The organism is Pseudorhizobium flavum (assembly GCF_044142885.1).
Lineage (GTDB): Bacteria > Pseudomonadota > Alphaproteobacteria > Rhizobiales > Rhizobiaceae > Neorhizobium > Neorhizobium flavum.
Genome location: NZ_JBIOKZ010000006.1, coordinates 26,585 through 51,677 on the forward strand (window position 1 = coordinate 26,585; position 25,093 = coordinate 51,677).

Annotated in this window: 19 protein-coding genes and 1 riboswitch; of the genes, 15 read left to right on the forward strand and 4 right to left on the reverse strand. The window is 64.1% G+C overall.

The window, feature by feature from the left end; genetic code table 11:
* The first annotated feature begins 73 nt into the window (after positions 1-73).
* The 9 genes from ACEPP2_RS12820 (at position 74) to ACEPP2_RS12860 (ending at position 10,792) form a co-directional block, all read left to right on the forward strand.
* Positions 74-1,789: a thiamine pyrophosphate-requiring protein gene (locus tag ACEPP2_RS12820; RefSeq protein ID WP_395516834.1), complete on the forward strand. Its 1,716-nt coding sequence runs from the start codon at positions 74-76 to the stop codon at positions 1,787-1,789.
* Positions 1,790-1,841: 52 nt separating this feature from the next.
* Complete coding sequence (locus ACEPP2_RS12825; protein ID WP_395516835.1) at positions 1,842-2,876, forward strand: TRAP transporter substrate-binding protein; 1,035 nt, start codon at positions 1,842-1,844, stop codon at positions 2,874-2,876.
* Positions 2,877-2,880: 4 nt separating this feature from the next.
* The gene (locus ACEPP2_RS12830; protein ID WP_127601199.1) at positions 2,881-3,408 is read left to right on the forward strand and encodes a TRAP transporter small permease; all 528 of its coding nucleotides are present in this window, start codon (positions 2,881-2,883) and stop codon (positions 3,406-3,408) included.
* Between the two features lie 3 nt (positions 3,409-3,411).
* Positions 3,412-4,737 carry a TRAP transporter large permease gene (locus ACEPP2_RS12835; RefSeq protein WP_395516836.1) on the forward strand — a complete coding sequence of 442 codons (1,326 nt, stop codon included), beginning with the start codon at positions 3,412-3,414 and terminating at the stop codon, positions 4,735-4,737.
* A 177-nt stretch (positions 4,738-4,914) separates the two neighbouring features.
* Positions 4,915-5,421, forward strand: a complete 507-nt coding sequence (locus tag ACEPP2_RS12840; RefSeq protein WP_395516837.1) for a DUF4142 domain-containing protein — start codon at positions 4,915-4,917, stop codon at positions 5,419-5,421.
* 217 nt (positions 5,422-5,638) lie between these two features.
* Positions 5,639-7,192 carry an ABC transporter substrate-binding protein gene (locus tag ACEPP2_RS12845; RefSeq protein ID WP_281977838.1) on the forward strand — a complete coding sequence of 518 codons (1,554 nt, stop codon included), beginning with the start codon at positions 5,639-5,641 and terminating at the stop codon, positions 7,190-7,192.
* Between the two features lie 59 nt (positions 7,193-7,251).
* Complete coding sequence (locus ACEPP2_RS12850; RefSeq protein WP_077548424.1) at positions 7,252-8,199, forward strand: ABC transporter permease; 948 nt, start codon at positions 7,252-7,254, stop codon at positions 8,197-8,199.
* Positions 8,196-9,992: an ABC transporter permease subunit gene (locus tag ACEPP2_RS12855; RefSeq protein ID WP_395516838.1), complete on the forward strand. Its 1,797-nt coding sequence runs from the start codon at positions 8,196-8,198 to the stop codon at positions 9,990-9,992. Before ACEPP2_RS12850 ends, ACEPP2_RS12855 begins: the two co-directional genes overlap by 4 nt.
* A complete protein-coding gene (locus ACEPP2_RS12860) occupies positions 9,989-10,792 on the forward strand; it encodes an ATP-binding cassette domain-containing protein (protein WP_077548426.1) in 804 nt (267 codons plus the stop codon). The genes ACEPP2_RS12855 and ACEPP2_RS12860 overlap by 4 nt, the downstream gene beginning before the upstream one ends.
* 53 nt (positions 10,793-10,845) lie before the next feature.
* Here ACEPP2_RS12860 and ACEPP2_RS12865 read toward each other — a convergent pair whose 3' ends face one another.
* The 3 genes from ACEPP2_RS12865 to ACEPP2_RS12875 form a co-directional block, all read right to left on the reverse strand.
* Complete coding sequence (locus ACEPP2_RS12865; protein ID WP_281977835.1) at positions 10,846-12,630, reverse strand: gamma-glutamyltransferase family protein; 1,785 nt, start codon at positions 12,628-12,630, stop codon at positions 10,846-10,848.
* 182 nt (positions 12,631-12,812) lie between these two features.
* On the reverse strand, positions 12,813-13,898 hold the full coding sequence (locus tag ACEPP2_RS12870; protein ID WP_152341480.1) for a 2Fe-2S iron-sulfur cluster-binding protein: 1,086 nt from the start codon (positions 13,896-13,898) through the stop codon (positions 12,813-12,815).
* Between the two features lies 1 nt (position 13,899).
* The gene (locus ACEPP2_RS12875) at positions 13,900-15,144 is read right to left on the reverse strand and encodes an aromatic ring-hydroxylating oxygenase subunit alpha (RefSeq protein ID WP_152342021.1); all 1,245 of its coding nucleotides are present in this window, start codon (positions 15,142-15,144) and stop codon (positions 13,900-13,902) included.
* A gap of 356 nt (positions 15,145-15,500) precedes the next feature.
* On the opposite strand from ACEPP2_RS12875, the gene ACEPP2_RS12880 reads away from it, so the two are divergent.
* From ACEPP2_RS12880 to ACEPP2_RS12900, 5 genes are all read left to right on the forward strand, one after another.
* Complete coding sequence (locus ACEPP2_RS12880) at positions 15,501-16,595, forward strand: 5-methyltetrahydropteroyltriglutamate--homocysteine S-methyltransferase (RefSeq protein ID WP_395516839.1); 1,095 nt, start codon at positions 15,501-15,503, stop codon at positions 16,593-16,595.
* A 136-nt stretch (positions 16,596-16,731) separates the two neighbouring features.
* A riboswitch (TPP riboswitch) is annotated at positions 16,732-16,835 on the forward strand.
* 133 nt (positions 16,836-16,968) lie between these two features.
* Entirely contained in the window at positions 16,969-17,727 is a 759-nt protein-coding gene (locus ACEPP2_RS12885; protein ID WP_152341477.1) for an ABC transporter permease, read from the forward strand.
* An 18-nt stretch (positions 17,728-17,745) separates the two neighbouring features.
* Positions 17,746-18,690, forward strand: a complete 945-nt coding sequence (locus ACEPP2_RS12890; protein ID WP_395516840.1) for an ABC transporter substrate-binding protein — start codon at positions 17,746-17,748, stop codon at positions 18,688-18,690.
* 101 nt (positions 18,691-18,791) lie between these two features.
* Entirely contained in the window at positions 18,792-20,558 is a 1,767-nt protein-coding gene (locus tag ACEPP2_RS12895; protein ID WP_395516949.1) for a TRAP transporter large permease subunit, read from the forward strand.
* 11 nt (positions 20,559-20,569) lie between these two features.
* Positions 20,570-21,568, forward strand: coding sequence for a TRAP transporter substrate-binding protein (locus ACEPP2_RS12900; RefSeq protein WP_395516841.1), 999 nt, complete (start codon positions 20,570-20,572; stop codon positions 21,566-21,568).
* A gap of 17 nt (positions 21,569-21,585) precedes the next feature.
* On the opposite strand, the gene ACEPP2_RS12905 is transcribed toward ACEPP2_RS12900, so the two are convergent.
* Positions 21,586-23,751, reverse strand: coding sequence for a DUF294 nucleotidyltransferase-like domain-containing protein (locus ACEPP2_RS12905; protein WP_395516842.1), 2,166 nt, complete (start codon positions 23,749-23,751; stop codon positions 21,586-21,588).
* 213 nt (positions 23,752-23,964) lie between these two features.
* Here ACEPP2_RS12905 and ACEPP2_RS12910 point away from each other — a divergent pair, with 213 nt between their 5' ends.
* Positions 23,965-25,071 (forward strand): NAD(P)/FAD-dependent oxidoreductase, encoded by a 1,107-nt coding sequence (locus ACEPP2_RS12910; protein ID WP_395516843.1) that lies wholly within the window; start codon positions 23,965-23,967, stop codon positions 25,069-25,071.
* The last annotated feature ends 22 nt before the right edge of the window (positions 25,072-25,093 follow it).

Sequence of the window (25,093 nt, forward strand, 5' to 3'; positions counted from 1 at the left end):
CAACGTGCAAAAGAGCGTGATATTGAAATTAGTATTTCATTATGTGAAATGTCAAGCAGATCGGAGGGCCTGGGTGGATGCGTTGAGGAGTGGCGATGGGCAGGTGGTAGCCGGCAGTGTTATCTTCAGCCGGCTGAAGACGCTTGGCGTCGACTACGTGTTCGCAAATTCCGGGACCGATTTCCCGCCCATCATCGAGGGCCTGGCCGAAGCGGCAGCGTCTGGCGTTGCGCTGCCGCAGGCCATCACCATTCCGCACGAGCATGCAGCCATGGGCATGGCCCATGGCTATTATTTCCTGTCCGGCAAGGCGCAGGCGGTCATCCTGCACACTAATGTCGGCCTCGCCAACGGCGCGATCGGTGCGCTCAATGCGGCCACGGATCACGTTCCGATGCTTCTCATGTCAGGCCGGACACCGACCGTGGAAAAAGGCCGCTTCGGTGCGCGTACGGTTCCGATCGGCTGGGGTCAGGAGATGCGCGATCAGACCGCACTCGTGCGGGAGGCCGCCAAGTGGGACTACGAGCTGCGGTTTCCCGAGCAGGTATCGGATATGCTCGACCGCGGCCACGCGATCGCGAACTCCACCCCGAAGGGCCCGGTCTATCTCAGCCTGCCGCGCGAAGTCCTGAGCGAGACGATCGATGCATCCGCAACCGCCGCAACGCCGACGATTAGGCCCGCGCGCGTCGAAGCCTCGGCGAGCGATATTAGTCAGGCGGCGGAATGGCTGGTGGGAGCGAGGAAGCCGGTCATCTTCGTGCAACGCGGTGCAGGTGACGCCGAGGGCTTCGCAGCGCTTTCGCAACTGGCAGACCGCTTCTCCATTCCCGTGGTCCATTACTGGGCGACGCAAATCGGCCTGCCGACCAGTCATCCGATGTGGGCCGGTGCCGATCCGGCTCCGTGGCTCGAGGACGCTGATGTCGTACTGGTCATAGACGCGCTGGCGCCGTGGATGCCGGAGATCCATTCGCCGCCCGCGGCTGCAAAGGTCATTCACCTCGGCCCCAACCCGCTCTTCAGCCGCTTCCCGGTGCGCAACTTCCGCTCCGATCTCTCGATCGCGACGGAAACCTCGGCCGGTCTGGTTGCGCTGGCCGCTGCAATGGAAAAGCTGGGTGATCCCGATCCGGCAGGCCGTGAAGCGCGGGCAAGGCCCTTGCGGACAAGGCTGACGGAGCAGCGCGAAACGGAGATTGCCGTTGCGCGCGACGAAGACGGGCCGCGGATGACGAAGGCCCATGTGGCCTGGTGCCTGTCCGAAGCGCTGAAGGCACATGAGGCGACAGTGCTGTCGGAACTCGGATGTCCGCTCGCTCCGATGACGCTTGATCACCCGCAGGCATGGTACCAGGAGCCGCATTCCGGCGGCCTTGGCTGGTCTCTTCCCTGCGCAATGGGAATGAAGCTTGCTCGGCCCGACAGGCTGGTGGTCGCGACGCTGGGCGACGGATCATATATGTTCGCCAATCCCGTGGCCTGCCATCAGATCATGGAAGCCTACGATATTCCTGTGCTGATCCTGATCCTCAACAATGCGGAATGGGGGGCAGTGCGGCAATCCGTGACCATGATGTATCCGGAGGGCTATGCGGCCAAGGCGAACCAGATGCCGCTGACCGGGCTTTCGCCCAGTCCGGATTTCACCAAGATTGCCGAAGCCAGCAATGCATGGGGACGGAAGGTCACGGAACGTGCCGACCTGCCTGCGGCCCTGGAGGCTGCGGTCACGGAGGTGATGCAGAACAAGCGCACTGCGCTGCTCGACATACGGGTGGCGTGATAACATGCCGGCAATGCCGGCGCTTCAGAGGCTAAACAGGGAGGAAATGCCAATGAAAACCTTGAAGACACTGCTGGTGGCGGCCATGGCCACGACCGCGTTGAGCGCTTCGGCGTTCGCGCAGGAATTCACCCTGAAACTCCATCATTTCCTGGGCCCGAAGTCGCCGGCCCAGACCCAGATGCTGGAGCCTTGGGCGAAATCCATCGAGGAAGCCAGCGGCGGCAAGGTCAAGATCGAGATCTATCCCTCGATGTCGCTCGGCGGCGCCCCCCCGGAACTGATCAGCCAGGTTCGCGACGGCGTCGTTGACCTCATCTGGACGGTCAATGGCTACACGCCGGGGCTTTTCCCGCGCACGGAAGTCTTCGAACTTCCCTTCATCCACACCAACGACATCAAGGCGACCAATCTGGCGATCCGCGCGATGTTCGACGAGCACCTTGCCGAAGAGTACAAGGGCGTGAAGGTGATGTTCCTGCACAGCCATGCAGGCCAGGCCATCCAGATGGTCAAGGACGAAGTCCGCAAGCCGGAAGACCTGGCCGGGAAGAAGATGCGCATTCCAACCCGCACCGGCGCATGGGTCATCGAAGCCCTCGGCGCGGCGCCGGCGGCCATGCCGGTTCCGGATATCCCGCAGGCCTTCTCGAAGGGCGTGGTCGACGGCGCCCTGATCCCCTGGGAGATCATCCCGGCCCTGAAGCTCCAGGATCAGACCGAGTACCAGGTCGAGGGTCACGACATGACCCGCTTCGGCACCACGATCTTCCAGGTGTCGATGAATCTGGACAAGTGGAACTCGCTGCCCGAAGATGTTCAGAAGGCATTCGTCGATAACTCCAACGAGGAGTGGCTGGCGAAGGCCGCCGATATCTGGCGGCAGATCGACGACGGCGGCATCAAGGTCGCCACGGACGCCGGCAACACCCATATCCAGCTGACCGAGGAAGAGACACAAGCCTTCCAGACGGTGCTTGAACCGGTCGTCGATCGCTGGGTCAAGGAGGTCGATGGCAAGGGGATCGACGGCGCGACCCTGGTGAGCAAGGCCCGGGAATTGATCTCGGCCAATTCGGCCAAGTAAGACGATGGCGGTCGGACGAGCCGGCAATAGGGGGGTGGGGCTGAAAGGCCTCACCCACCGCATCATCACCGCCTGGGCGCTCGCCGGTGGCGTCGTCATTCTCCTGGTGGTAGCCATTCAGACGATCAGCGTCATCACGGGTGCGTTCGGCAACCCGTTGCCCGGAGACTTCGAACTGACCGAGCTGGGTGTCGCGGTCGGCGTCTTCTGCTTCCTGCCATACTGCCAGTTGACCGATGCCAACGTCACCGCGGATATCTTCACATCGGGACTGAAACGGCGTTCGCGTGCGGTATTGATCTTGCTCTCCGCGCTCGTGGCGTTGGTCTTTGCGGCCATCATGGCGTGGAGAACCTGGATCGGGACGCTCGACCAGTTCGAATACGACTATCAGACGGCAATCCTGCAGATCCCGATCGGCTACGCTTTCATCCCGATCGTCATCTCCCTCCTGCTCCTTGTCCTGGCGTCGCTGGTGACGCTGGCTGAGAGCTATCGGGACATCGCTCACCCACAGCAGGAACGTATGTGACGCATGGATCAGAGTCTCCTACTCGGGCTTGTGGGCCTTGCAGCGCTTGTCATCCTCATCGGCATACGGATGCCGATTGCCTATGCGATGATCCTTGTCGGCGCGCTTGGGACCGTCGCCCTGAACGGCCACGCGGTACTTCTCAACCAGTTGAAGACGCTCGGTTTCAGCCAGTTCTCCAAATATGACATGTCGGTCATCCCGATGTTCGTGCTGATGGGCTACATCGCCACCCGCGCTGGCCTGTCGCAGGACCTTTTCCGCGCCGCCAACGCCTGGTTCGGGCGTATGCGCGGCGGCGTCGCCATGTCTGCCATTGCCGCCTGCGCGGGGTTCGGCGCCGTCTGCGGTTCATCGCTGGCGACGGCCACCACCATGGGCCAGGTGGCCCTTCCCGAGTTGAAGCGGTACCGCTATTCCGGCGCGCTGGCGACCGGCACGCTGGCGGCTGGCGGCCTTCTGGGAATCCTGATACCGCCTTCGGTCGTTCTTGTCGTGTATGCGGTCATTGTCGAGGCGAATATCGTCTCCATGTTCGCCGCCGCACTGTTCCCCGGTTTGATCGCCGTCGTGCTCTTCATCCTGGTGATCGCAATCTACGTGCGGGTCGTCCCGGATTCCGGTCCGGCCGGAGACAGGATCTCCTGGTCGGAGTGGATTTCGGCCACCTTGGGAGTCGTTCCCGTCCTCGGCATCTTCGTCATCGTCATCGGTGGCATCTATGTCGGTCTCTACAATCCGACTCCGGCTGCGGCCGTCGGTGTCGCCCTGGTGGCGCTCTACGGGTCACTCAGGCGTGGCGTGCGCCTGTCCGATTATCGCTGGGCGCTGCTGGAGACGGCGAAAACCAGCGGGATGATCTATCTGATCCTGTTCGGCGCCGAACTCCTGAAGATCTTCATGTCCCGGGGCGGCGTGCCCCAGGCCGCCGCGGAGATGATGGTCAATTCTGGCCTCTCGCCGATGGTGATCCTCATCCTGCTGCTTCTTGCGCTGATCGTCCTGGGCTGCCTCATGGATTCGATGTCGATGATCCTGCTGGTCATGCCCTTCTTCTGGCCGGTGGTGAGCGAACTCGATTTCGGCATGCCGACAGAGGACGTGAAGATCTGGTTCGGCGTCCTGGCGCTGATCGTCGTGGAGCTCGGGTTGATCACGCCGCCTGTCGGGATGAACGTGTTTGTCATCAGTTCCCTGGCGAAGGACGTGCCGATGAGCCAGACATTCAAGGGTGTGGCCCCGTTCTTCCTGGGCGAGCTTGTACGGCTGGCACTGTTGATTGCCTTTCCGGTAATCTCGCTCTGGCTGCCACGGCTGATCGCCGGCTGAACCGGGCTCTGCCGGTCGAGCGGTCCCCATCAGCTCGGCCATGATGGGGGCATTCACGTCGCTCGCGGACGACTATGCCCGTCGGTGGAACTTCGGAGGGTCGATCCGGTTCGCTCCTTGTGCCTCGCGCTTCGGATCGCGGGCGCGATAGCGATCGTCCCAACGGAAGGTATTCGGATGTACAGGTCTATCCCCGGCATATTAATTCTTGTCCTGCTGTTCCTGCCGGCTGGCCTCGCGCCGGCTTTTGCCCAGCAGGATGAGAAGCGGATGTTCGCCGACCGTCTGACCAGCCTGAGCAACTTCGTGCTGAAGTCGGCAGAGGTTGCGGCGTCTCGCGGACAGGAGGAATTCGTCAAGACCTTCGCCCAGACGGTAACGGATCAGATGCGGCAAGGGTTCGGGGTGGAGCTTGTGGAAGCGATCAGAGAGGAGGGCCTCGATCCCTCGCCCGAACTGTCTCAGGAATATCAGAACAAGCTTCAGGCTCTCGACACGGCAGCAGAGGAGCAGTTCAGCAACGCCTACTTCTCAGCCCAGGTGCTGGCGCTGGAAAGCATGATCCAGCTGATAGAGGAGTATCAGCAGACCGGGCAGGACGGAGCGCTGAAGGCCTTCGCCGCCAACCACTTGGGTGGGCTCAGGACCCTCTATATCCGCGCTCAGGAATTCTCCGTCCGTTGAACGGGCCTCGAGGTTGCGCACGCTCTTGCAATGAACCGAGAGGCGCAATCCCACTGCGCAACCGACCGGCCCAGAACCATGCAGGAATGACAGGAGGAGCTGGCGGCACGCTTGGGCGATAGCTGCAACCCGCCATGCGTGGACCCTTCATCCTTGCCATCGCGGATCAGGGGGTTAAGTTACCCGCTAAACGGGCCAAATCGAAAGGATCTTCCCCATGAAGAGGCTGTTTCACCGCGCGGCCGTTGTCGCCGCGCTTGCGCTGCTCGGCGTTTCGGCGGCAGCGCAGACACCCCCGAATGTTCTGGTCGTCGGGCAGATCGCCGAGCCGAAGTCGCTCGATCCTCATGCAGTCACTGCAACGAATGACTTCCGTATCCTGGTCAACCTTTATGACGGGCTCGTCCGTTACAAGGATGGGACCCTCGAGGTAGAGCCGGCGCTGGCGGAAAGCTGGACAATCTCCGATGACGGGAAGACCTATACCTTCAAGCTCCGGCAAGGCGTCACGTTCCATGACGGTTCCACGTTCAATGCCGAGGCGGTGAAGTTCAACTTCGACCGGATGCTCAAGGAAGATCATCCCTTCCACGATACCGGGCCTTTCCCGCTGTCCTTCAATTTCTCGGCCGTCGAGGCGGTGAACGTCATCGACGACAGCACCGTTGAATTCAAGCTGAACGAACCTTTCGCGCCCTTCCTGTCCAACCTCGCCTATCCGACAGGCCTGATCGTCTCGCCGGCGGCAGTGGAGCAGCACGGCAAGGATTTTGGACGCAATCCGTCTGGCACCGGGCCCTTCAAGTTCGCGGAGTGGAAGTCCAACCAGCTCGTGGCTGCCGAACGCAACAAGGATTACTGGGATGGCGCGCCGGCGCTGGAGGCAGTTGTCTTTAGACCGATCACCGATGCCAACACCCGCATCGCGGAAATGATGGCAGGCGGCATCGACATCATGGTGGAAGTGCCGCCGGACAACCTGGCGTCATTCCGCTCCGACGCTAACCTGAATGTTGTGGAGCAGGCCGGCCCGCATGTGTGGTTCGCCATCCTCAACACCAAGCAGGGCCCCTTCGCCGACAAGCTTGTCCGGCAGGCTGCGAACTATGCTGTCAACAAGGAAACCCTCGTCAACGATGTGCTTCAGGGCACCGCCACCGTTGCCGCGGGGCCGATCCCGCCCGCCTTCAATTGGGTCGAAAGCTCTGTGGAGCCCTACCCCCACGACCCGGAGCGAGCGAAGCAGCTGCTCGCCGAGGCAGGCGTCGAAAATCCGAAGATCACCTTCTACGTGACCGAGGGCGGGTCGGGAATGCTCAACCCCGTCACCATGGGTGCCGCCATACAGGCGGACCTGCAGGCCGTCGGTTTCGATGTCTCCATAGAGAGCTACGAGTGGAACACGTTCCTGGGGCGGGTGAACGAAGGGCTGGAAGGCAAGGCCGACATGGCCGAGATGGCCTGGATGACCAACGACCCCGACACGGTACCCTATCTGACCCTTCGCACCGACGCCTCGCCGGAGAATGGTGGCTTCAACTCCGGCTACTATTCCAACCCGGAGGTCGACGAGCTGCTTGCCAAGGCCCGGACCTCCACCGACCAGGCTGAGCGCGCCGAGCTTTATGCGAAAGTGCAGGAGATCGTCCATGAGGATGCGCCCTGGCTCTTCGTGGCGAACTGGGTCCAGAACGCGGTGACGACCGCGGCCGTACAAGGCTTCAAGCTCCAGCCGTCGTTCCTCCTGCACCTGAAGGACGTCACCAAGTAGCCGTCCCTGCATTTGCCGGTTCCCTGACGGGGACCGGCGAACCCTTTCGGAGGCTGTTCATGCCTGCCTATGTCGCCAAGCGGCTGCTTTCGGTCTTTCCCGTTCTGTTCGGCCTCTCCGTCATCGTCTTCCTGGTGATGTCGATGATCCCCGGCGATCCCGCGACCGCCATACTCGGCGCCTATGCAACCCCGGAGAATGTCGAGCGCATCAATCGTGATCTTGGGCTCGATAAGCCGTTGGTGCAGCAGTACTTCATCTGGATCGGGAATGTCCTCCAGGGAGACTTCGGTCGCTCCTTTGCGCTCAATCGTCCTGTCCTCGACGAGGTGCTGGAACGGTTCCAGGCGACGCTTGTCCTTGCCGGCGTGTCGCTCATCCTCTGCTCGATCATCGGTCTTCTCGCAGGTGTCGTCTCGGCGGTCCGCCAGTTCGGTTGGGCCGACAAGCTCATCACCTTCGCGGTCCTCGCCGGCATATCCATGCCGTCCTTCTGGCTCGGGCTGATCCTCATTCTGCTGTTCGCAGTGAAGTGGCGGCTGCTACCGGCAAGCGGGATGTATGCGATCTATGGGGGCGGTGACCTGAAGGACCTTCTGCTCCACCTGATCCTGCCCGCCGCGACCCTCGCTGTTGTCGCCGCCGGTGTCATAGCCCGGCTGACGCGCGCTGCCATGCTGGAGGTGCTCCGCCAGGATTTTGTCCGCACCGCCCGTGCCAAGGGGGTACCGGAACGGCAGGTCGTCTACCGCCACGCCTTCCGTGCCGCGCTCGTCAGCGTCATCCCCGTCATCGGGATTCAGGCTGGCTTCGTGCTCGGCGGCGCCGTCTACATCGAAACCGTCTTCCAGTGGCCCGGTATCGGCGCCATGCTCGTGAATGCGATCTCTACCCGCGACATACTCCTGGTCCAGGGCGGGGTCCTCGTCGTCGCAGCGAGCTATGTCCTCTTCAACCTCGCGGCGGACATTCTGCAAACCATGCTTGACCCAAGGATCCGCTCATGACCGACAGTCTGATGGTGGTGCCGGCGCCGAAGGCGGGGTCGCAGCGCGTTTCCTCCTGGAGCCTGCTCCTACATAACCGCCTCGCGGCCATCGGGCTGTGCCTCTTGGGAATGCTTGTGCTGGTCGCGCTCCTGGCACCGATCCTGCCGCTGCCCGATCCGAACGCAACAGCGCCGGCGGAGCGGCTGCGACCCGTCCTCTCCGAGGGTCACCTTCTCGGCACGGATGAGTTGGGGCGCGACATCCTCAGCCGCCTCATCTGGGGCAGTCGCGTCTCCATGACCGTCGGCTTTTCGGCAACACTGGTCGCGGCAGTGATCGGTTCGGCGATCGGCCTCGTCTCCGGCTATGCGGGCGGCCGGACCGACAACCTGATGATGCGCGGCATCGACATGCTGATGGCCTTTCCCTACATCCTTTTGGCGCTTGCAATTGTTGCGGTGCTGGGGCCAGGGCTGATGAACGCCCTCTACGCGATCGCAGTCGTCAACATCCCCTTCTTCGCCCGCAACGTCCGGGGCGTGACCCTGGCACTGTCCCATGCGGAGTTTGTCGATGCAGCACGTCTGTCCGGCAAGGGCCATGTCTCCATCCTTGGGACCGAGATCCTCCCCAACGTCCTGCCGGTGATCGTCATCACCATGTCGACGACCGCAGGATGGATGATCCTGGAAACGGCAGGCCTCAGCTTCCTCGGCCTCGGCGCGCAACCGCCCCAGGCGGACCTGGGCTCGATGCTCGGCGAGGGCAGGGCGCAGCTCTTCACGGCGCCGCATGTCTCCGTCGTGCCGGGCGTGATGATCTTCCTGATCGTCATCAGCTTGAACGTCCTAGGTGACGGCATCCGCGACGTGCTCGATCCTCGGCTCCGATCCGGCGCGCTTTTGCGCCCCGGTCCCCGCACGGCGGTCGATCCCGCTCGCGCAAGGGCGGCGTCCGCCAACCCGGATGCCGTGCTGGATGTCCAGGGGCTGGAAACAGGCTTCACCCGCAACGGCTACTATTCGGCCGCCGTGAAGGACGTCTCGCTTCACCTTCAGCCGGGCGAGTGCCTGGGATTGATCGGCGAGAGCGGGTCGGGCAAGAGCGTGACGGCCCTGTCTGTCATGGGGCTCGTGAATTCCCCGCCCGGCATCATTCGCAACGGCGCAATCTATCTCCATGGTGAGGACGTTCTCGCCATGCCGGAGAAGAAGCTGATTGCCTGCCGGGGAAGCCGGGTTGCCTATATCTTCCAGGATCCGCTGACGACGCTGCATCCGATGCATCCCATCGGCCGGCAGGTGGAGGAGGCAATCGCCGCCCATCAGAGGCTGGACCGCCGTTCCCTTCAGGAGCGCAGCATTGCGCTTCTAGAGCGGGTCGGCATTCCGGAGGCCGGCGAGCGGGCAAGGCATTTCCCCCATCAGCTTTCCGGCGGGCAGCGCCAGCGGGTCGGCATTGCCATGGCGCTCGCGAATGATCCGGATGTCATCATTGCCGACGAGCCAACCACGGCGCTGGATGTCACGGTCCAGGCGCAGATCCTCGATCTGCTAAGGGACCTGCAGAAGGAACGGGGCATGGCGCTTCTGTTCATCACCCATGACTTCGGCGTGGTGGCGGAGATCTGCGACCGCGTCGCCGTGATGAAGGACGGTGCGGTGGTGGAGATGGGCGAAACACGCGCAGTGCTAGCCAATCCGGAGCACGATTACACGAAGCGGCTGATCGCCTGTGTTCCGGAGATCGGGCAGGGAAAGACCTTCCTGGAACGCGTATCGGTACTCTTCCGGTCGGAGAACCGCGCATGACGGAGGATGCGCTCGAGGTTCGTCACCTGACCAAGACCTTCGGAGGCGGTCGTTCGCTGTTCGGCGGCAGGCGCCATATGGTGACGGCGGTGGACCATGTGTCGCTCGCCCTGCGGAGCGGGGAAACGCTTGCGGTGGTGGGCGAAAGCGGCTCGGGCAAGAGCACGCTCGCCCGCATGGTAGTCGGGCTCGAACAGCCAACCAGCGGCGACATGATGATTGCGGGTCGAGACGCGGGTGAGTTGCGCCGGCAGGGCGCACGCGCCTTCGGCAAGGTCGTCCAATACGTCTTCCAGGATCCGGTCGCCTCGCTCAACCCGCGCAAGACGATCGGCGAAATCCTGGAGACGCCGTTGAAACTGCTGAACGGCTATGGCGCGGGCAAGCGGCGGGCGCGGATGACGGACCTCATGGATGCGGTCCAGATGCCGGCCGACACCCTGAGCCGCTATCCTCACGAGTTCTCGGGCGGACAGGCGCAGCGTATCGCCATTGCACGGTCGCTCGCGGCCGAGGCGCAGATCCTCATCCTGGACGAGCCGGTCAGCGCCCTGGATGTCTCGGTGCAGGCGCAGGTCCTGCTGCTCCTGCAGGAGTTGAAGCAGAGGTTCGGCCTGTCATACCTGTTCATTAGCCACGACCTCGCGGTGGTGGAGGCGATAGCCGACCAGGTCGCCGTCATGTGCTCGGGACGGGTGGTGGAACAGGGGCCCGTGGAGGCCCTGTTCGGCAGCCCGCAGGATCCCTACACCCGGCAGTTGATCGGCAGCGCTCCGAGGATGCGCAGGACCGGCCCCTGAGGCCTCAGGCAACTGTGTCGCCGCGGTTGTGCCGGTGAAGTCGTCCGCGTCGACTATCTTCCCGCGGCATAGGCCTGCATCAGCCGTGGTGTCGCCGCTGCGCGAAGAAGCCCGTCCGCATCACGCCTTGCAGCCGTGAGGCGTCCCACCGTCCACGGGTCGGCTACGGTGACCTTGTGACCGCGGCGCCGCAACTCGTCGAGGACATCCGCGCCGATATTACGTTCGACCATGATCTCCCCCGGTGAGCTCGTGCGTGGATAGAAGGAGCCCGGGAAGTGCGACGTGTGGAAGAGAGGTGTGTCGATCGCCGCCTGCAGGTTCTTTCCGTGATGGACATAGCGGAGGAAGAAGGGCAGCTGCCACTGATCCTGCTGGTCACCACCCGGAGTGCCAAAGGCAAGGGTGGGGCGTCCTTCGTGAAGTGCGAGCGATGGAGTAAGGGTCGTGCGCGGCCGCTTGCCGGGCGCAAGCGATGTCGGCAGGCCGGGTTTCAGCCAGAACATCTGCGCGCGCGAATTCAGGGCGAAGCCAAGCCCGGGCACGATCGGTGACGACTGCAGCCAGCCACCGGATGGCGTCGTCGAGACCATGTTGCCCCACCGGTCGATGACGTCGATGTGAACGGTGTCGCCCCGCTTCTCTGACAGGTGTGCCATGGTCGGCTCGTAGACGGCGCCCTTGCCGCTCATCTCGTCGAGCATGGCAAGCGTGAGGTCGTACTGGTTTTCGTAGCCGGGAACGCGCCCCGGGCGCAGTTCATGTGACGCCTGCGCCCCGATCAGCTTGCGGCGCTCGCGGTTGTAGGCGTCCGACAGCAGATGGTCGATCGGCACTTGGGAGAAGTTGACGTCGCCGTAGTAGACTTCCCGGTCGGCGAAGGCGAGCTTCATCGATTCCACCAGGGTGTGCACGAAATCGGGGCCGGCCGGATCCATCGACGCGATGTCGAAGTCCTTCAACAGTGCCAGCGACTGCAGCAGCACCGGGCCCTGTCCCCACGCGGCGGTCTTGGCGATCGTCCAGTCGTGGTAGTCGTAGGTCTGCGGCTCCTCGATGGTTGCTTCCCAGCCTGCCATGTCCTCCGCCGTCAGCACCCCCTTGTGGCGTTGCTTGCTGGCATCCATGACCTCGGCGGTCTGGAGGTAGCGGTCGATCGCTTCCGCAACGAAGCCGCGATAGAAGGCGTCGCGCGCGGCCTGGACCTGCTCCTCGCGACCGGACCTGGATTCCGCTTCGGCAATGATGCGCTTCCAGGTTTCGGCGAGCACCGGATTCCGGAAGTTGGAGAGAGGCTCGGGAACCGAGCCGCCCGGCAGCCAGGTCTGGTAGGATGTCGGCCACTCCTTCTCGAAGAGTGTTGCCATCCCCTTGATCGTCGCGGAGACGCGCGGCAGCACGGGATGCCCCTGCTCGGCATAGTAGATGGCAGGTTCCAGCACGTCCCGGACTGACATGGTGCCATAGTCGCGAAGCATCAGCATCCAGCCGTCGAATGCGCCGGGGATGACCGTCGCGAGCAGTCCGTCGCCAGGGATCAGCCGAAGCCCTTCTGCGGTGTAGTGCTCAATCGTGGCCCTTCTCGGCGCGGGCCCCTGGGCGCATATGACCTCGATCCTGTCGCGCTTCTTCGAATAGATGACGGCCGGCATGTCCCCGCCGGGTCCGCACAGGTGCGGCTCGACGACCTGCAGCACGAAACCGGCCGCCACGGCTGCATCGAATGCATTGCCGCCCTTCTCGAGGATGCTCATGCCGACCGCAGAGGCAATCCAGTGGGTCGAGGTGAAGACGCCGAATGTGCCGAGAATTTCGGGACGGGTGGTGAATTCGGTCATGTCGTGAAGTCCTCTGTGTATGTCATGCCTCGCGCCGATCGAGCGCGTTGTGCAGCCCGTCGCGCCCGACTTTGAAGCCACAGACTTCGACGTCAACCTATTTCGTGCGGTGTTAGTAACGCGGGCACGCATTCCGCCTTTCCGGCGATCGGGCGACAGCACCGCCCGTGCAAGCACGCAGGCTAGGCCTCGATCTCCACGTCGCCCATCGGGCGGGAGCAGCAGGCGAGGATGAAGCCATCATCGATCTCGTCGTCGAGGATGCCGCCATTGTGATTCATCTCGACCTCGCCGGCGAGCTTGCGGACCTTGCAGGTGCCGCAGAGGCCGGATTCGCACGCTGCGGCGATACGTACTCCCGCGGCGCGCGCCGCCTGCAGGATCGTGTGGCCGGCCTCGCAGGCGCCCTCCTTGCCGGAGGCGGAGAAGAAGATTCTGGTCGGCTCCACACCACCATGATGGTCGGCGGTGGCGACCGGCGGTGGCGGCGCAACCGGGTGAAATGTCTCCTCGTGATAGTTGCCCATGTCGAAGCCGGCACCCGAAAGCGACTCGCGAACTGTCGCCATGAATGGCTCAGGCCCGCAGCAGAAGACGGTGCGGTCGAGGAAATCGGGCGCCAGCAGCGCTATCTTTGCCTTGTCGATACGCCCCTTCAGTCCCGACCACAGCTGTCCGCGCGACAACTGCTCGACGATCAGGCCGAGCGTGAATTGCGGCATGTCGCGAGCCCGTGCCTCCAGCTCCCAGCGAAAGATGATGTCGTCGGGCGAGCGGGCGCAATGGAGGAAGGTGATGTCGCTGTCGGGCGACCGGTCGCCAAGGTCACGCGTCATCGACATCATCGGCGTAATGCCGGACCCGGCGGAGATGAAGAGATATCTGTCGCCCGGATGGCACGCATAGGAGAAATCGCCCTGTGGCCCGAAGGCCTTCACCGCCATGCCCGGCCGCAGATTGTCGAACATCCAACGCGTACCGAGCGATCCCTTCTGTGCCTTCACCGTGACTGAAACCGTATACGGCCGAGACGGACTGGAGGACAGCGTGTAGGTCCGCATCAGGGGCTCCGGTCTCGCCGGAATCTCCAGGGTCACGAATTGCCCGGGCAGGTAGCGGAACCAGACGCCCGGCCGGTCGGGCCGGAAGGTGAAGGTCATCACGTCGGGAGCTTCCGGCGTGACGGCGACGCATTCCAGGCGGTGTTCCCGGTCCGACCAGGGGCGCATCTCGTCGAAGTGGCGATAGGTCGGCTGCACCATGTTCATCTCATGCCACCGCCGAAAGCGGCGCCGCCTTACCCTGCAGGCGGTTTGTCATGAAGGTCGTGTACCATTCGACGAACTGCATGACCCCGCCCTCGTGCTCGGGCGAATAGGGACCGGGCTCGTAGGCGGGCGAGCGGATGCCGAAGGCATTCTCTTCGACGATCCGCCGGTCCTGGTCGTTCGTCATGTTCCAGACATGCGTCAGTTCATCGAGATCGTAGTCCACTCCCTCGACTGCATCCCTGTGCACGAGCCATGTCGTCGTGACCGCCGTCTCCTCCGCCGATAGCGGCAGGACGCGGAAGGAGATCGCGTGGTCGACGAGGATGTGGTTCCAGGTCGTCGGATAGTGGAAGAGCAGCATGGTCCCGATATGCGAGGTCGTCACTTCGTCCGACAAGGGCCGGCGGACGGCTCTCCTGCCCGTCATCGTGTAGCTTTCGGCATCCTGGATCAGCGGCATGCGGGCGGTGCGGAACTGGCCCGAAGGGTCGATCCGGAATTCGCTCGGCAGCCCGGCCGCCTCGCAGCGTGCCCAATGCTCGGCAATGACCGGATCGTCCTTGGCTCCCTGGACGCCCGTCGCGCTCGGAGCCTCCGGATAGGTGCGGCAGAGTTCCGGATGATTGCTGGCGCAGTGGTAGCATTCCCGGTTGTTTTCCCAGACGAGCTTCCAGTTGCCCTTTTCGATGATCGTGTTGCGGTGGGCGACCTTGGCCTCCCACAGCCGGTGCGGCTTCATGTAGGGCTCGATCGAAGCGCGCACCGGTGCAAAGTCGGAGGGCGTTGCAGCAAGGCAGATGAAGATATAGCCGGCGACGCTTTCGCAGGCGACCAGCTTCATCCCGAACTGTGCCTTGTCGAAGTCCTCGCCCATCTGCCGCGCGAAGACCAGAGAGCCGTCGAGATCGTAGGTCCACTGGTGATAGGGACAGACGAGCCGTGCAGATGCGCCGCGTTCCTGCGTGCAGACGCGATGGCCGCGGTGGCGACAGGTGTTGTGGAATGCACGGATGACTCCGTCCTTGCCCCTGACGATCACGACGGGATAGTCGCCGACCTGGACGGTGAAGTAGTTGCCGGCGCGGGGGATTTCGCAATCATGGCCGATGAACAGCCAGTCCTTGTACCAGATCTCCTCGAGATCGACCCGATGGAAATCGGGATCGATGTAGAAGGGCTGTTCAAGGCTGAATCCGTCGGCTCGCGCCTTGAGCCGGCGAAGCATGTCGTCGCGCACATCCATGTTCTTCATCCCTTCGCGGGACCGTTGGATGGCTTAGCTGCGCATCGGTCGCCTGTTGGCGCCGTCGCCCGATCGCCCACCGCAACAAGTCGCTCCATATCGACTTTGGGCCGGTCATTCTTTGTTCGATGCAACAACGGGTGCGGCGCCGAACACCTGCAGGCTAGCAGAGGAGGAGCCGTCCCGAGATGTTCTTTCGCGACATCGCGACTGCGCAAACGGAACAGTCGGACAGGACACGATTTCCTCTCCGGTTCCGGCTCATCCTGTGGTATCGGCAAGGCGGTCGCCACGGAGGATGAGGATCGATCCTTCTGATCCCGTCCGGAATGCGCGACATCAACTGGAGGATCAGCATGCCGACACCACCTTTCCGCGCCGACCATGTCGGCAGTCTTCTTCGCCCGCGCCCGATTGCCGAGGCACGCGCCGCCCGCGCCGATGCGGCGACCCTGCGCGCCATCGAAGATGCGGAGATCCCGAAACTCATCAAGATGCAGGAAGAGGTCGGCCTGAAGGTTGTCACCGACGGTGAAGCGCGTCGCGCCTTCTGGCATTTCGATTTCATGGGCATGCTGGACGGCATGGACATGGAGACCCGCGGAGAGGGCGTGCAGTTCCACGGCACGCAGATCCCGCCGGTGCATCCGGTGATCAACGGCAAGCTCGGCTTCCCGAAGGACCACCCGATGCTCGAGCACTTCACCTTCGTGAAGGACCACACCAGTGTCTTCCCGAAAATCTCGATTCCCGGTCCTTCCTGCGTGCATTTCCGCACCGACCCGGCCGACGTCCGTCCTGCCGAGTACAAGGATCCCGACGTGCTCTTTGCGGATATCGCCGAGACCTATCGTCAGGCCGTTGCCGCCTATTACGCGGCCGGCTGCCGATACCTGCAGCTCGATGATATCTTCTTTGCCTATCTCGGCGACCCGAAGCAGCGCGAGCAGCGCAAGGCCATGGGGCAGGATCCCGACTGGTTGATCGACCGCTATGCCTGGATGCTGGAAGAGGCGATCAAGGATCGTCCGTCCGACATGGTCATCGGCATGCACATGTGCCGCGGCAATTTCCGCTCAACCTTCGCTGCCACCGGCGGCTACGACGCAGCCGCCGACGCCATCTTCAACAAGACCAGCGTCGATATCTATTTCATGGAATACGATACCGACCGTGCCGGCGGACTAGAGCCGCTGAAGCTCCTGCCGAAGGGCAAGAAGCGAATCATGGCTGGTTTCATCACCACGAAGACGGCGGAACTGGAATCGATCGACTGGCTGCGCAAGCAGTTCGAGGCGGCCTCCCAGTACGTGGACATGGATCAGCTGGGAATTGCACCGCAGTGCGGCTTCGCATCGACCGAGCACGGCAATGCGATCACCGAGGAAGACCAGCGGCGCAAGCTCGAGCTCGTCGTGAAGACCGCGCAGACGATCTGGGGAACAGCGTAAAGCTGTCCGCGAAGGCGGGCCCGACCGTCGAGGGCGGGTCTGCCGATCTCTTTGGCATGGAGGGTAATGAAGTCGGCACGCCTGAGCGTCGGCTGTGGACCCGGATTGACATGTCCGCGTGGTTCATGAAACATGGCGGTATTCCGAGGGGGGCATCGTAACGGTGCTGAGATGGCGGTGAGCCGGACCCTTGAACCTGATCCGGGTCATACCGGCGTAGGAACGGAAACGGCCTTTCGGCGCCAATTCTCTTCTCCGCTCTGCCTGGATCTCCGTGATTGACGTCGGGAGATCGAACCATGCCATACTCTTCAAGACCTAGCCCTCGGACAGGACGCCCGCCAGCCGCCTCATCGATGCGTTAGGTCGAGCCATGCCACCCCGTCACATGGGGATGGGACTCGTCGGGCTGCTGGTGCTCTGGCAGGCCGGCATATGGCTCTTCCATCCCCCGGCCTATATCCTGCCGCCGCCGGCGGACGTCCTTGCCGCCTTCGCCCGCCAGGGCGGTTTCCTGCTTCGCAACAGCCTGGTCACCATCGCCGAGATCGCCATCGGGCTCGCCTGTGGCGCCGTTCTGGGTGCGCTCGCGGCGCTTGCCGCCGCCGCCTTCCCCCGTGCCGGCCGGCTGATCTGGCCGGCCGTCCTGGTGCTGCAGGGGCTGCCGGTCTTCGTGCTGGCGCCGATCCTCGTGTTGTGGTTCGGGTTCGGGATCGCCTCCAAGGCCGTCATGGCGACGATCATCATCTTCTTCCCGGTCGCCTCCGCCTTTGCTGATGGCCTGCGCCGGACCGAACCTGCGATCCTCGATGCCGTTGCGCTGACCCGGGCGACCCATTGGCAGACCCTTCGCTACATCCGCGCGCCCCTGGCTCTGCCGGGCCTGATCTCGGGCCTTCGCGTTGCCGCGCCCCTTGCGCCGATCGGCGCCGTGGTCGGCGAATGGGTCGGGGCGTCGGCCGGGCTTGGCTTTGTCATGGTGCAGGCGAATGCCCGCATGCAGACCGACATCGTCTTCGCCGCCATGGTCCTTCTTGCCGTGCTCACCCTCGTGCTGCGGCTTGCGGTCGATGTCGCGACAGCCCGCATCACCCCATGGGCGCCGGAAGTCCACCACACCGATCCAAGATAGTTAGCCGGAGAAACATTCATGAGAATACATCTTCTTTCCTGGGCCGTCGCTGCCATGCTTGCCTGGCCGGTACCGTCCCACGCCGCCGATCGCCTGACGGTCATGCTGGAGTGGTTCGTCAACCCGGACCACGCTCCCATGATTGTCGCGCAGCAGAAGGGATTGTTCGAAGCGGCAGGCCTTGATGTGGAACTGATCCCGCCTGCCGATCCGTCCTCCGTGCCGCGACTGGTTGCGGCAAGACAGGCGGATGTCGGTGTCCATTATCAGCCGAACCTCTATCTGGACCACGCGGCCGGTCTGCCGCTCGTCCGCTTCGGCACGCTGGTGGAGACGCCGCTGAACACGGTGACGGTGCTCGCGGAGGGGCCTATCAAGACGCTTGCGGACCTCAAGGGCAGGAAGATCGGCTTTTCTGTCTCGGGCTTCGAGGATGCCATGCTGAAGCGCATGCTCGCCGCCGAAGGCGTGGCTCTCGACGAGGTGGAACTCGTCAACGTCAACTTCGCGCTGACCTCGTCGCTGCTCGGGGGGCAGGTCGACGCAACGGTCGGTGGATTCCGCAACTTCGAACTAACCCAGATCCGGCTCGCTGGAGGCGAGGCGCGCTCGTTCTTTCCCGAGGAGCATGGCGTGCCCGTCTATGACGAGTTGATCTTCATCGCCCACAAGGATCTCTCGGACGATGGTCGCCTGCGGCGGTTCCTCCAGGCGGTGGAAGAGGCCAGCATCTTCCTGACCAATCATCCGGATGAAGCATGGTCGCTGTTCATCGCGGCATATCCCGATCTCGACGACGAACTCAACCGCCAGGCTTTCCGCGACACCCTTCCGCGCTTTGCCAAACGTCCGGCTGCGCTGGACAGAAGCCGTTATGAGCGTTTCGGCGCGTTCCTGGCGGAGAGTGGGCTTATCGATAAGGCGCCGACCGTCGAAGACCTTGCGGTCGAAATCGGCGGATGATTGAAATGGTCTCCGGCTGCAGCGAGAGCAGGCAGGAAGTATCGGTGTCGTCGGGGCCTCATCCCGTCCCTCGGTCGCGTGCCTCCATCCATGCCACCCGGATGGCGCTGCGCGTCGAGCAGGTGCTGTCGGCAGGGGCGGGTCTGCTCCTCGCACTGCTTCTCCTGCTTGTCCTGGTAACCGTCGGCCTCCGCTATGGCGCCAGGACCGGTTTCGCAGGCACCGAGGAGGCCGCGCTCTGGCTCTTCCTGGCGCTCATCTGTCTTGGCCTGCCGCTCAGCCTGCAGGGGCCATTTTCGCTGAGGCTTGACATCCTGACCCGGCTGCTGCCGCACGAGGGGCGCCGGATTGCGGGCCTTTGCGCTGACGGGACGAGTGCGGCGGCAGGCTGTCTCCTCCTCACGGGCGGTGCCGAGGCTGCAGCGGCGCTCCGTTCCGTCTCGCCCGCTCTCGGCCTCCCTGAACATGTGCGCTTCTGGTGCCTCGCTGCAGGCGGAGCGCTCCTTCTTGCAATGCTGCTGCTGGTCCGTATCGGCGAGGGCAGGGGCTTCCTCGGCCTTTTATCAGTGGCTGCGGGTGCAGCACTTGCGCTTCTCCTGCCGCAGGCGGACCTTGGCTCAAGCATGCTGCCAAGCGCCGTTGCCGCACTTGCCGCGGGTGCGACGCTCCTGCTTGGCGCCCCGCTCGCCCATTGCCTGCTGGCCGGGGTCATGTTCGCGATCCCCTCTGGAAGCGGCTTGTCGGAGCCGGCCATCGTCTCCACCGCAGCATCCGGCATGTCGCGCTTCCTCCTGCTCGCCATTCCCTTCTTCCTGCTTTGCGGCGGTATGCTCACCCTCTCGGGAGCCGGAGAGCGCCTGGTGCGGCTGGCGCAAACCCTCGTCGGCCACAGGAGGGCCGGTCTGGCGCAGACTGCGCTTCTGACCAGCGTCTTCTTCTCGGGAGCATCCGGCTCTTCGGTCGCGAACGCCGCATTCGGCGCATCCACCTTCCACCCGCATCTCGTCAGTCACGGCTACCCCCCGGAACGCTCCGCGGCGATTATCGCGGCCACCTCTGTGCTCGACAATGTCATCCCGCCTTCGATTGCCTTTCTCTTGCTGGCAGCCGCGACGGATATTTCGGCCGGACGCTTGTTGATAGGCGGCGCCTATGCCGGGCTTCTCATGGCGGCCTGCCTGGCGGTAGCGATCCGTCTCGCGAACGGCGACAGCAACCGAAGCGCCCGGGCAACCGGCGCGGAGCGATCCCGCGCCCTGTTGGCTGCCGTGCCGGCATTGGGACTGGTGGTCGTGGTCCTCGGCGGCATCCGCTTCGGCATCGTCACCCCGACCGAGGCCGCAGCGGTCGCAGCCGGTTATGCGCTGCTGCTTGCTCTTGCAACCCGGCCAACTTGCGGAGGCCTCGCCTCAATCTTCCGGCAAGCTGGCGTCGAGGCGGCCGCAATCGGGCTCCTCATCGGCGCCGCCGCGCCTTTTGCTTTCCTGCTCGCGGTGGATGGTGTGGCCGGGACCGTCCTCGATCTCGCGGGGTCGCTTGCGGAGGCACCATGGCAGGTTCTCCTGCTCTGCAATCTCGTCCTGCTCGCCGCCGGCCTCGTCCTCGATACTGGCGCCGCGATCCTTCTTCTCGGCCCGATCCTGCTGCCGGTTGCCGTGGGCGCAGGCATCGACCCCGTCCTGTTCGGGGTGATCGCCGTGGTCAACCTGATGCTGGGAGGTCTGACACCGCCGGTCGGCATGCTCGTCTTCGTGGTCAGCGGCACGACAGGTGTTCCCGTGGGAGCCCTTTTCAGGGCGGTCATTCCTTATCTTGTCGCACTGCTCTGCGCCCTCCTCGTCCTCTGCCTTCTGGCACTGTTTTTCTGAAAGGATATCCGATGACTTCGATCACGCGCCGCACGCTTCTCGCCGCAGCCGGTCTGGCTCCCGTCTTCGCATCCCCCGCCTTCCTTCGATCGGCCTCGGCGCGCACGAGCGTCATCACGGTCGCGTCGCTTCTGGGCGAGGAGAAGCCCGAAACCCGGATCTGGCGCTGGATCGCCGACAGGGCGGAGGAGCGTCTTCCCGGACGCTTCCGCTTCCGGATCGTCCCCAATGGCGCTCTGGGCGGCGAGAAGGAGGTGGCGGATGGCGCACTTCTCGGCTCTATCCAGGCGAGCCTCTGCACCGTCTCGACCCTCACCGCATGGGTGCCGGAGCTGCAGATACTCGACTTGCCGTTCCTATACAGTGACGCCGCTCACCTGCGCCGCGTCGTCGGGAGCGACGTCGGCAGCGATCTTGTCCGCCGGCTCGCGAGTCACGGATTCGTGGCCAGCGGCTTCATCGACTATGGCGCCCGTCACCTCCTCGCCAAGGAGCCGATCACGCTGCCGGAGCAGATGCAGGGCAAGACGATGCGGGTGATCCAGAGCCGGCTCCACACGAGCCTCTGGAGCCGCTTCGGTGCGATCCCCGTCGGCATCCCGATCACCGAGACCTACAACGCCCTCTCCACCGGCGTCGCCGACGCTATGGACCTGACCATCTCCGCCTATGCAGGCCTGAAGCTGCATGAGGTCGTTCCCTACCTGACCCGGACGGCGCATATCCGCTCCGCGGGCGTTGTCTTCTACGCGGAGAACTTCTGGGATCGCCTCGAGGAAGAGGAGCAGCAGGTGCTTGCGGAAATATCCGCAGAGGCGAGCGAAGTTTTCAATGGCTGGATGGCGGCGGACGAAGAGGCCTCGCTCGACCTAGCTGTCTCGCAGGGAACGCAGGTGCTCCAGCCGGAACGGCCGGAGGATTGGCGGAAGACTGCCGAAACCCTCTGGCAGGAGTTCAGCGGCGTGGTCGGCGGCCGCGAGGTCATCGACAGCGTCCTCAAGCTCGCCTGAGCGGCACTGTCGACCACTCAAGGCACCTGCAGGAGGTCCCGCACGACATTGCGAACAAGGGCGACATGCTGGAGCGCATCGCGCAGCCGGTCCATGTCACGCCGGCTGAGTCTCGAAACGTCAACCGTGCCGCCTGGCTTCAGCCCGGCCTCGATATCGGTGATCTGTTGGGTCAGGATCAGGCGCATCAGGAAGCCGTGCATGTCGGCAAGCAAGGCCGCATCGGCCTGCGAGCGCCCGGCGGCCGCCGCGGCCTGCCGCAGACGTTCCGGAGTGGTATGGGCGAAGATGCCGTGGCGCAGGGCGACGACGCGTGCACCGGAGACGATCGGCAGAAGGGCGCCGTTCTTGAGGTCGACGCGTCCGCCATTGTCCTTACGAATGCGGCCGAACATGCCGAGCTGGCTGTAGCGTGCTGCGGCGTCCTCGCCAAGCATCCGCAGCAGATCGAGCGAGTGCCGCGCGACATGGGCGGATTCCAGACGAAGACTGTCCGCCAACCGGGTCGCCTTCGCCGACGAGACATAGGCAGGCGCAAGATCAAAGAAGATGTCGACGTTCGCCAAGCCCTGCCGCGAGGGTTCGCTCGCCCAGATACGCGCCTGCCGAAGCCAGTCCGCCTGGGTACGGCGCCAGGGACGGTTCTTCGCCATCACGCCGCCGCGACAGTAGTGGACGCCGGCGCGGTCAAGGATCTCGTTGACGCGGGTGGAAAAGCGGCTGAACCAGTCCCCGTCGGAATCGAGGTCGCCGTGGTAGTCGTCGTCGATCACGAGCGCATTGTCCTGATCCGCCGCCAGTAGGCTTTCGCCGCGCCCGGCCGAGCCAAGAACGAGCAGGGCGTACTCCGCCGGGGGCGGACCGTGGCCGGCGGCGAGTAGTTCCCCTTCGGCGATCTCCGCCGCGCGTGCCGTCATGGCCCGGCCTTCGGCAGCAATCACTGCCCCCACCGCCTGCGCATTGAGGCCATCGGAGATCAATCCCGAGGCGAGGGAAGGCAAGGCGGACTGGACCCGGGCAAGCTCGCGTGGCCTCGTCGCGGTGGCGATCTCGTCGCCCACCGTCAGCGTCGACAGCGCCCGCTCCCGCAGGAGCGTGCGCAAGGTGAAGACGCCCGCAAGATCACCATGTTCGTCGCGAACGCCGAGATAGCGAAGGTTTCGGCGGGCCATCAGGCCAAGCGCCCGGTAGAGGAAGGTGTCCCCCTGGGCGGTAATGACGGGCGAGGTCATGATCGTGCCGACAAGCGTCGCCCCGGCCTCCGGACCCTTGTCCGCCAGGACCCGCAGGACATCCCGCTCGGTCAGTATCCCATGCGGCCCATCGGCCTGCCTGACGATGACGCAGCCTATGCCCTTGTCGGCCATCAGGCGGGCGGCCTCGTGCAGGGAGGCGCCGGCATCCACGGTGATCGGCGGACTGCTCATCACGTCTTCCAGCCGCTGCCGGTAAAGGAAGCTGTCGATCGCCCGCTGGCTGCCGACCTCGATCGCGGTGTGGACAAAATCCGGCTTGCCGGCCGGGCGCTCGAACCAGCCGACGCCCTGCTGCTGCTCCACGAGCGTCGTTGCAGAGCGTCCGAGGTTCTCCGCTTCGCCAAGGGTGCGGATGCCCTTGCCGAGGAGGCGCGGCTGCATTCCGGCATAGACCCCGGCCGTCGCAAGGGCGTCGCCCAGCGCCGTATGCCGCCCCTCGATCTGCACGCCATAGGTCAGCGCCAGATTGTCGAGCGACGGGCTGACGAGGCCCGGCGTGATTGCCACCGACATCAATGCGACGTCGAGCCAGCGGGGTTCCTTCCAGTGCACCCCATGGCGATGCGCCTCGTTGCGAAGCATCGCGAGATCGAAGTTGATGGAGTGACCGACGACGACACGGTTGCCGATGAAGTCCCTGAGCCCATCCAGGACTTCGGCGACACCGGGACGCCCCGCGACGTCGGCATCCGAAAGGCCGTGCACGCGGCTGGAAGCCGGCGGGATAGGGATCCCCGGATTGACGATGACGTCGAAGACTTCGCTTTCCAGGATATCGGCGCCATGCATGCGCACCGCACCGATCTGGATGATGCGATCCTGGCGGACGTCGAGCCCGGTGGTTTCGGTATCGAGGACGACGGTGTCGAGGGCAATCAGCGGAGCGCTCGCACCGGCCACCGCCTCACCGGAAGTTCGTGGCGTCAAGCCATTGCCTCCATCCCGTCTATCGTCCCCACCATAGTTCCTGCTCGCCCGGTTGAAACCGGCTGCTCCCGTCACCAGACTCCGCCGGAATTATCCCTCCGGCAAGTAGACTTAAGACGCAACCGGGATGGCGGGAGGATAAAATGAGGGGCTTTGTCGACGATCCTTTCTTCGGTTATCACTCTGAAGCAGCATAGCATTGGAGAGGGCGACGTGGAGAAAGTGGATTGCGTGGTGGTCGGGGCGGGCGTCGTCGGGGTGGCAATTGCCCGGACGCTGGCGCTTTCCGGACGCGATGTGATGATCCTCGAGGCTGAACCGGCGATCGGAACCGACACATCGTCCCGCAACAGCGAGGTCATCCACGCCGGCATCTACTATCCGGCGGACAGCCTGATGGCGCGACTGTGCGTCGCAGGCAAGCATGCCCTCTATCGTTATTGTGGGGAGCGCGGCCTGCCGCATCGCCAGTGCGGAAAGCTGATCGTCGCCACGTCCGCCGAAGAACTCGCAGTACTGCCGTCTATCGCGGCCCGGGCGACAGCGAACGGCGTGGACGATCTTAGACAGATTTCCGCAGCGGAGGCATTGGAGCTTGAGCCGGCGCTGTCGGCTACAGGTGCGCTGCTTTCGCCTTCGACCGGCATCATCGACAGCCATGCACTGATGACCTCGCTGCTCGGTGATGCGGAGAATGCCGGGGCACTGCTTGCCCTGCGGTCGCCCGTTCTCGGAGGGCGCGTGACGGAGGCCGGAATCGAGATCGAGGTCGGTGGCAACGAGCCCATGGCGCTGCGCTGCCGGCTGCTGGTCAACGCGGCGGGTCACGGTGCTCCTCTGCTGGCTCGATCGCTTGCCGGCATGCCGCAGGACCGGGTGCCGACGGGGTATTTCGCCAAGGGCAGCTACTTCTCGATGACCGGTCGCACGCCGTTCTCGCGGCTGATCTATCCGGTGCCGGTAAAGGGTGGGCTTGGCATCCACCTGACGCTCGACCTTGCCGGCCAAGGCCGTTTCGGGCCCGATGTCGAATGGGTGGACGGCCTCGACTACGAAGTCGATCCGACAAGGGCCGAGAGCTTTTACCGGGGCATTCGCCGCTACTATCCGGGTCTTGCCGACGGATCGCTGATCCCCGCCTATTCCGGAATCCGCCCGAAGATCGTCCCGCCGGAGATTGCGGCGCAGGATTTCGTCATCCAGGGGCCGCAGGCGCATGGCGTGCCGGGGCTCGTCAACCTGTTCGGCATAGAATCACCGGGGCTCACCTCCTGCCTCGCCATCGGCGAGCATGTTGGCGCGTTGGTGGATGCCGGCTGAGCGTGCTCCCCGGAACATTCCG

Bases quoted from the DNA above. Each gene is read 5' to 3' on its own strand.
- ACEPP2_RS12895 (WP_395516949.1), top strand. From the start codon at position 18,792: ATGGCGCTGCGCGTCGAGCAGGTGCTGTCGGCAGGGGCGGGTCTGCTC.
- ACEPP2_RS12890 (WP_395516840.1), top strand. From the start codon at position 17,746: ATGAGAATACATCTTCTTTCCTGGGCCGTCGCTGCCATGCTTGCCTGG.
- ACEPP2_RS12830 (WP_127601199.1), top strand. From the start codon at position 2,881: ATGGCGGTCGGACGAGCCGGCAATAGGGGGGTGGGGCTGAAAGGCCTC.
- ACEPP2_RS12870 (WP_152341480.1), bottom strand. From the start codon at position 13,898: ATGAACATGGTGCAGCCGACCTATCGCCACTTCGACGAGATGCGCCCC.
- ACEPP2_RS12865 (WP_281977835.1), bottom strand. From the start codon at position 12,630: ATGACCGAATTCACCACCCGTCCCGAAATTCTCGGCACATTCGGCGTC.
- ACEPP2_RS12850 (WP_077548424.1), top strand. From the start codon at position 7,252: ATGCCTGCCTATGTCGCCAAGCGGCTGCTTTCGGTCTTTCCCGTTCTG.
- ACEPP2_RS12900 (WP_395516841.1), top strand. From the start codon at position 20,570: ATGACTTCGATCACGCGCCGCACGCTTCTCGCCGCAGCCGGTCTGGCT.
- ACEPP2_RS12825 (WP_395516835.1), top strand. From the start codon at position 1,842: ATGAAAACCTTGAAGACACTGCTGGTGGCGGCCATGGCCACGACCGCG.
- ACEPP2_RS12860 (WP_077548426.1), top strand. From the start codon at position 9,989: ATGACGGAGGATGCGCTCGAGGTTCGTCACCTGACCAAGACCTTCGGA.
- ACEPP2_RS12855 (WP_395516838.1), top strand. From the start codon at position 8,196: ATGACCGACAGTCTGATGGTGGTGCCGGCGCCGAAGGCGGGGTCGCAG.
- ACEPP2_RS12880 (WP_395516839.1), top strand. From the start codon at position 15,501: ATGCCGACACCACCTTTCCGCGCCGACCATGTCGGCAGTCTTCTTCGC.
- ACEPP2_RS12845 (WP_281977838.1), top strand. From the start codon at position 5,639: ATGAAGAGGCTGTTTCACCGCGCGGCCGTTGTCGCCGCGCTTGCGCTG.
- ACEPP2_RS12885 (WP_152341477.1), top strand. From the start codon at position 16,969: ATGCCACCCCGTCACATGGGGATGGGACTCGTCGGGCTGCTGGTGCTC.
- ACEPP2_RS12840 (WP_395516837.1), top strand. From the start codon at position 4,915: ATGTACAGGTCTATCCCCGGCATATTAATTCTTGTCCTGCTGTTCCTG.
- ACEPP2_RS12875 (WP_152342021.1), bottom strand. From the start codon at position 15,144: ATGGATGTGCGCGACGACATGCTTCGCCGGCTCAAGGCGCGAGCCGAC.
- ACEPP2_RS12835 (WP_395516836.1), top strand. From the start codon at position 3,412: ATGGATCAGAGTCTCCTACTCGGGCTTGTGGGCCTTGCAGCGCTTGTC.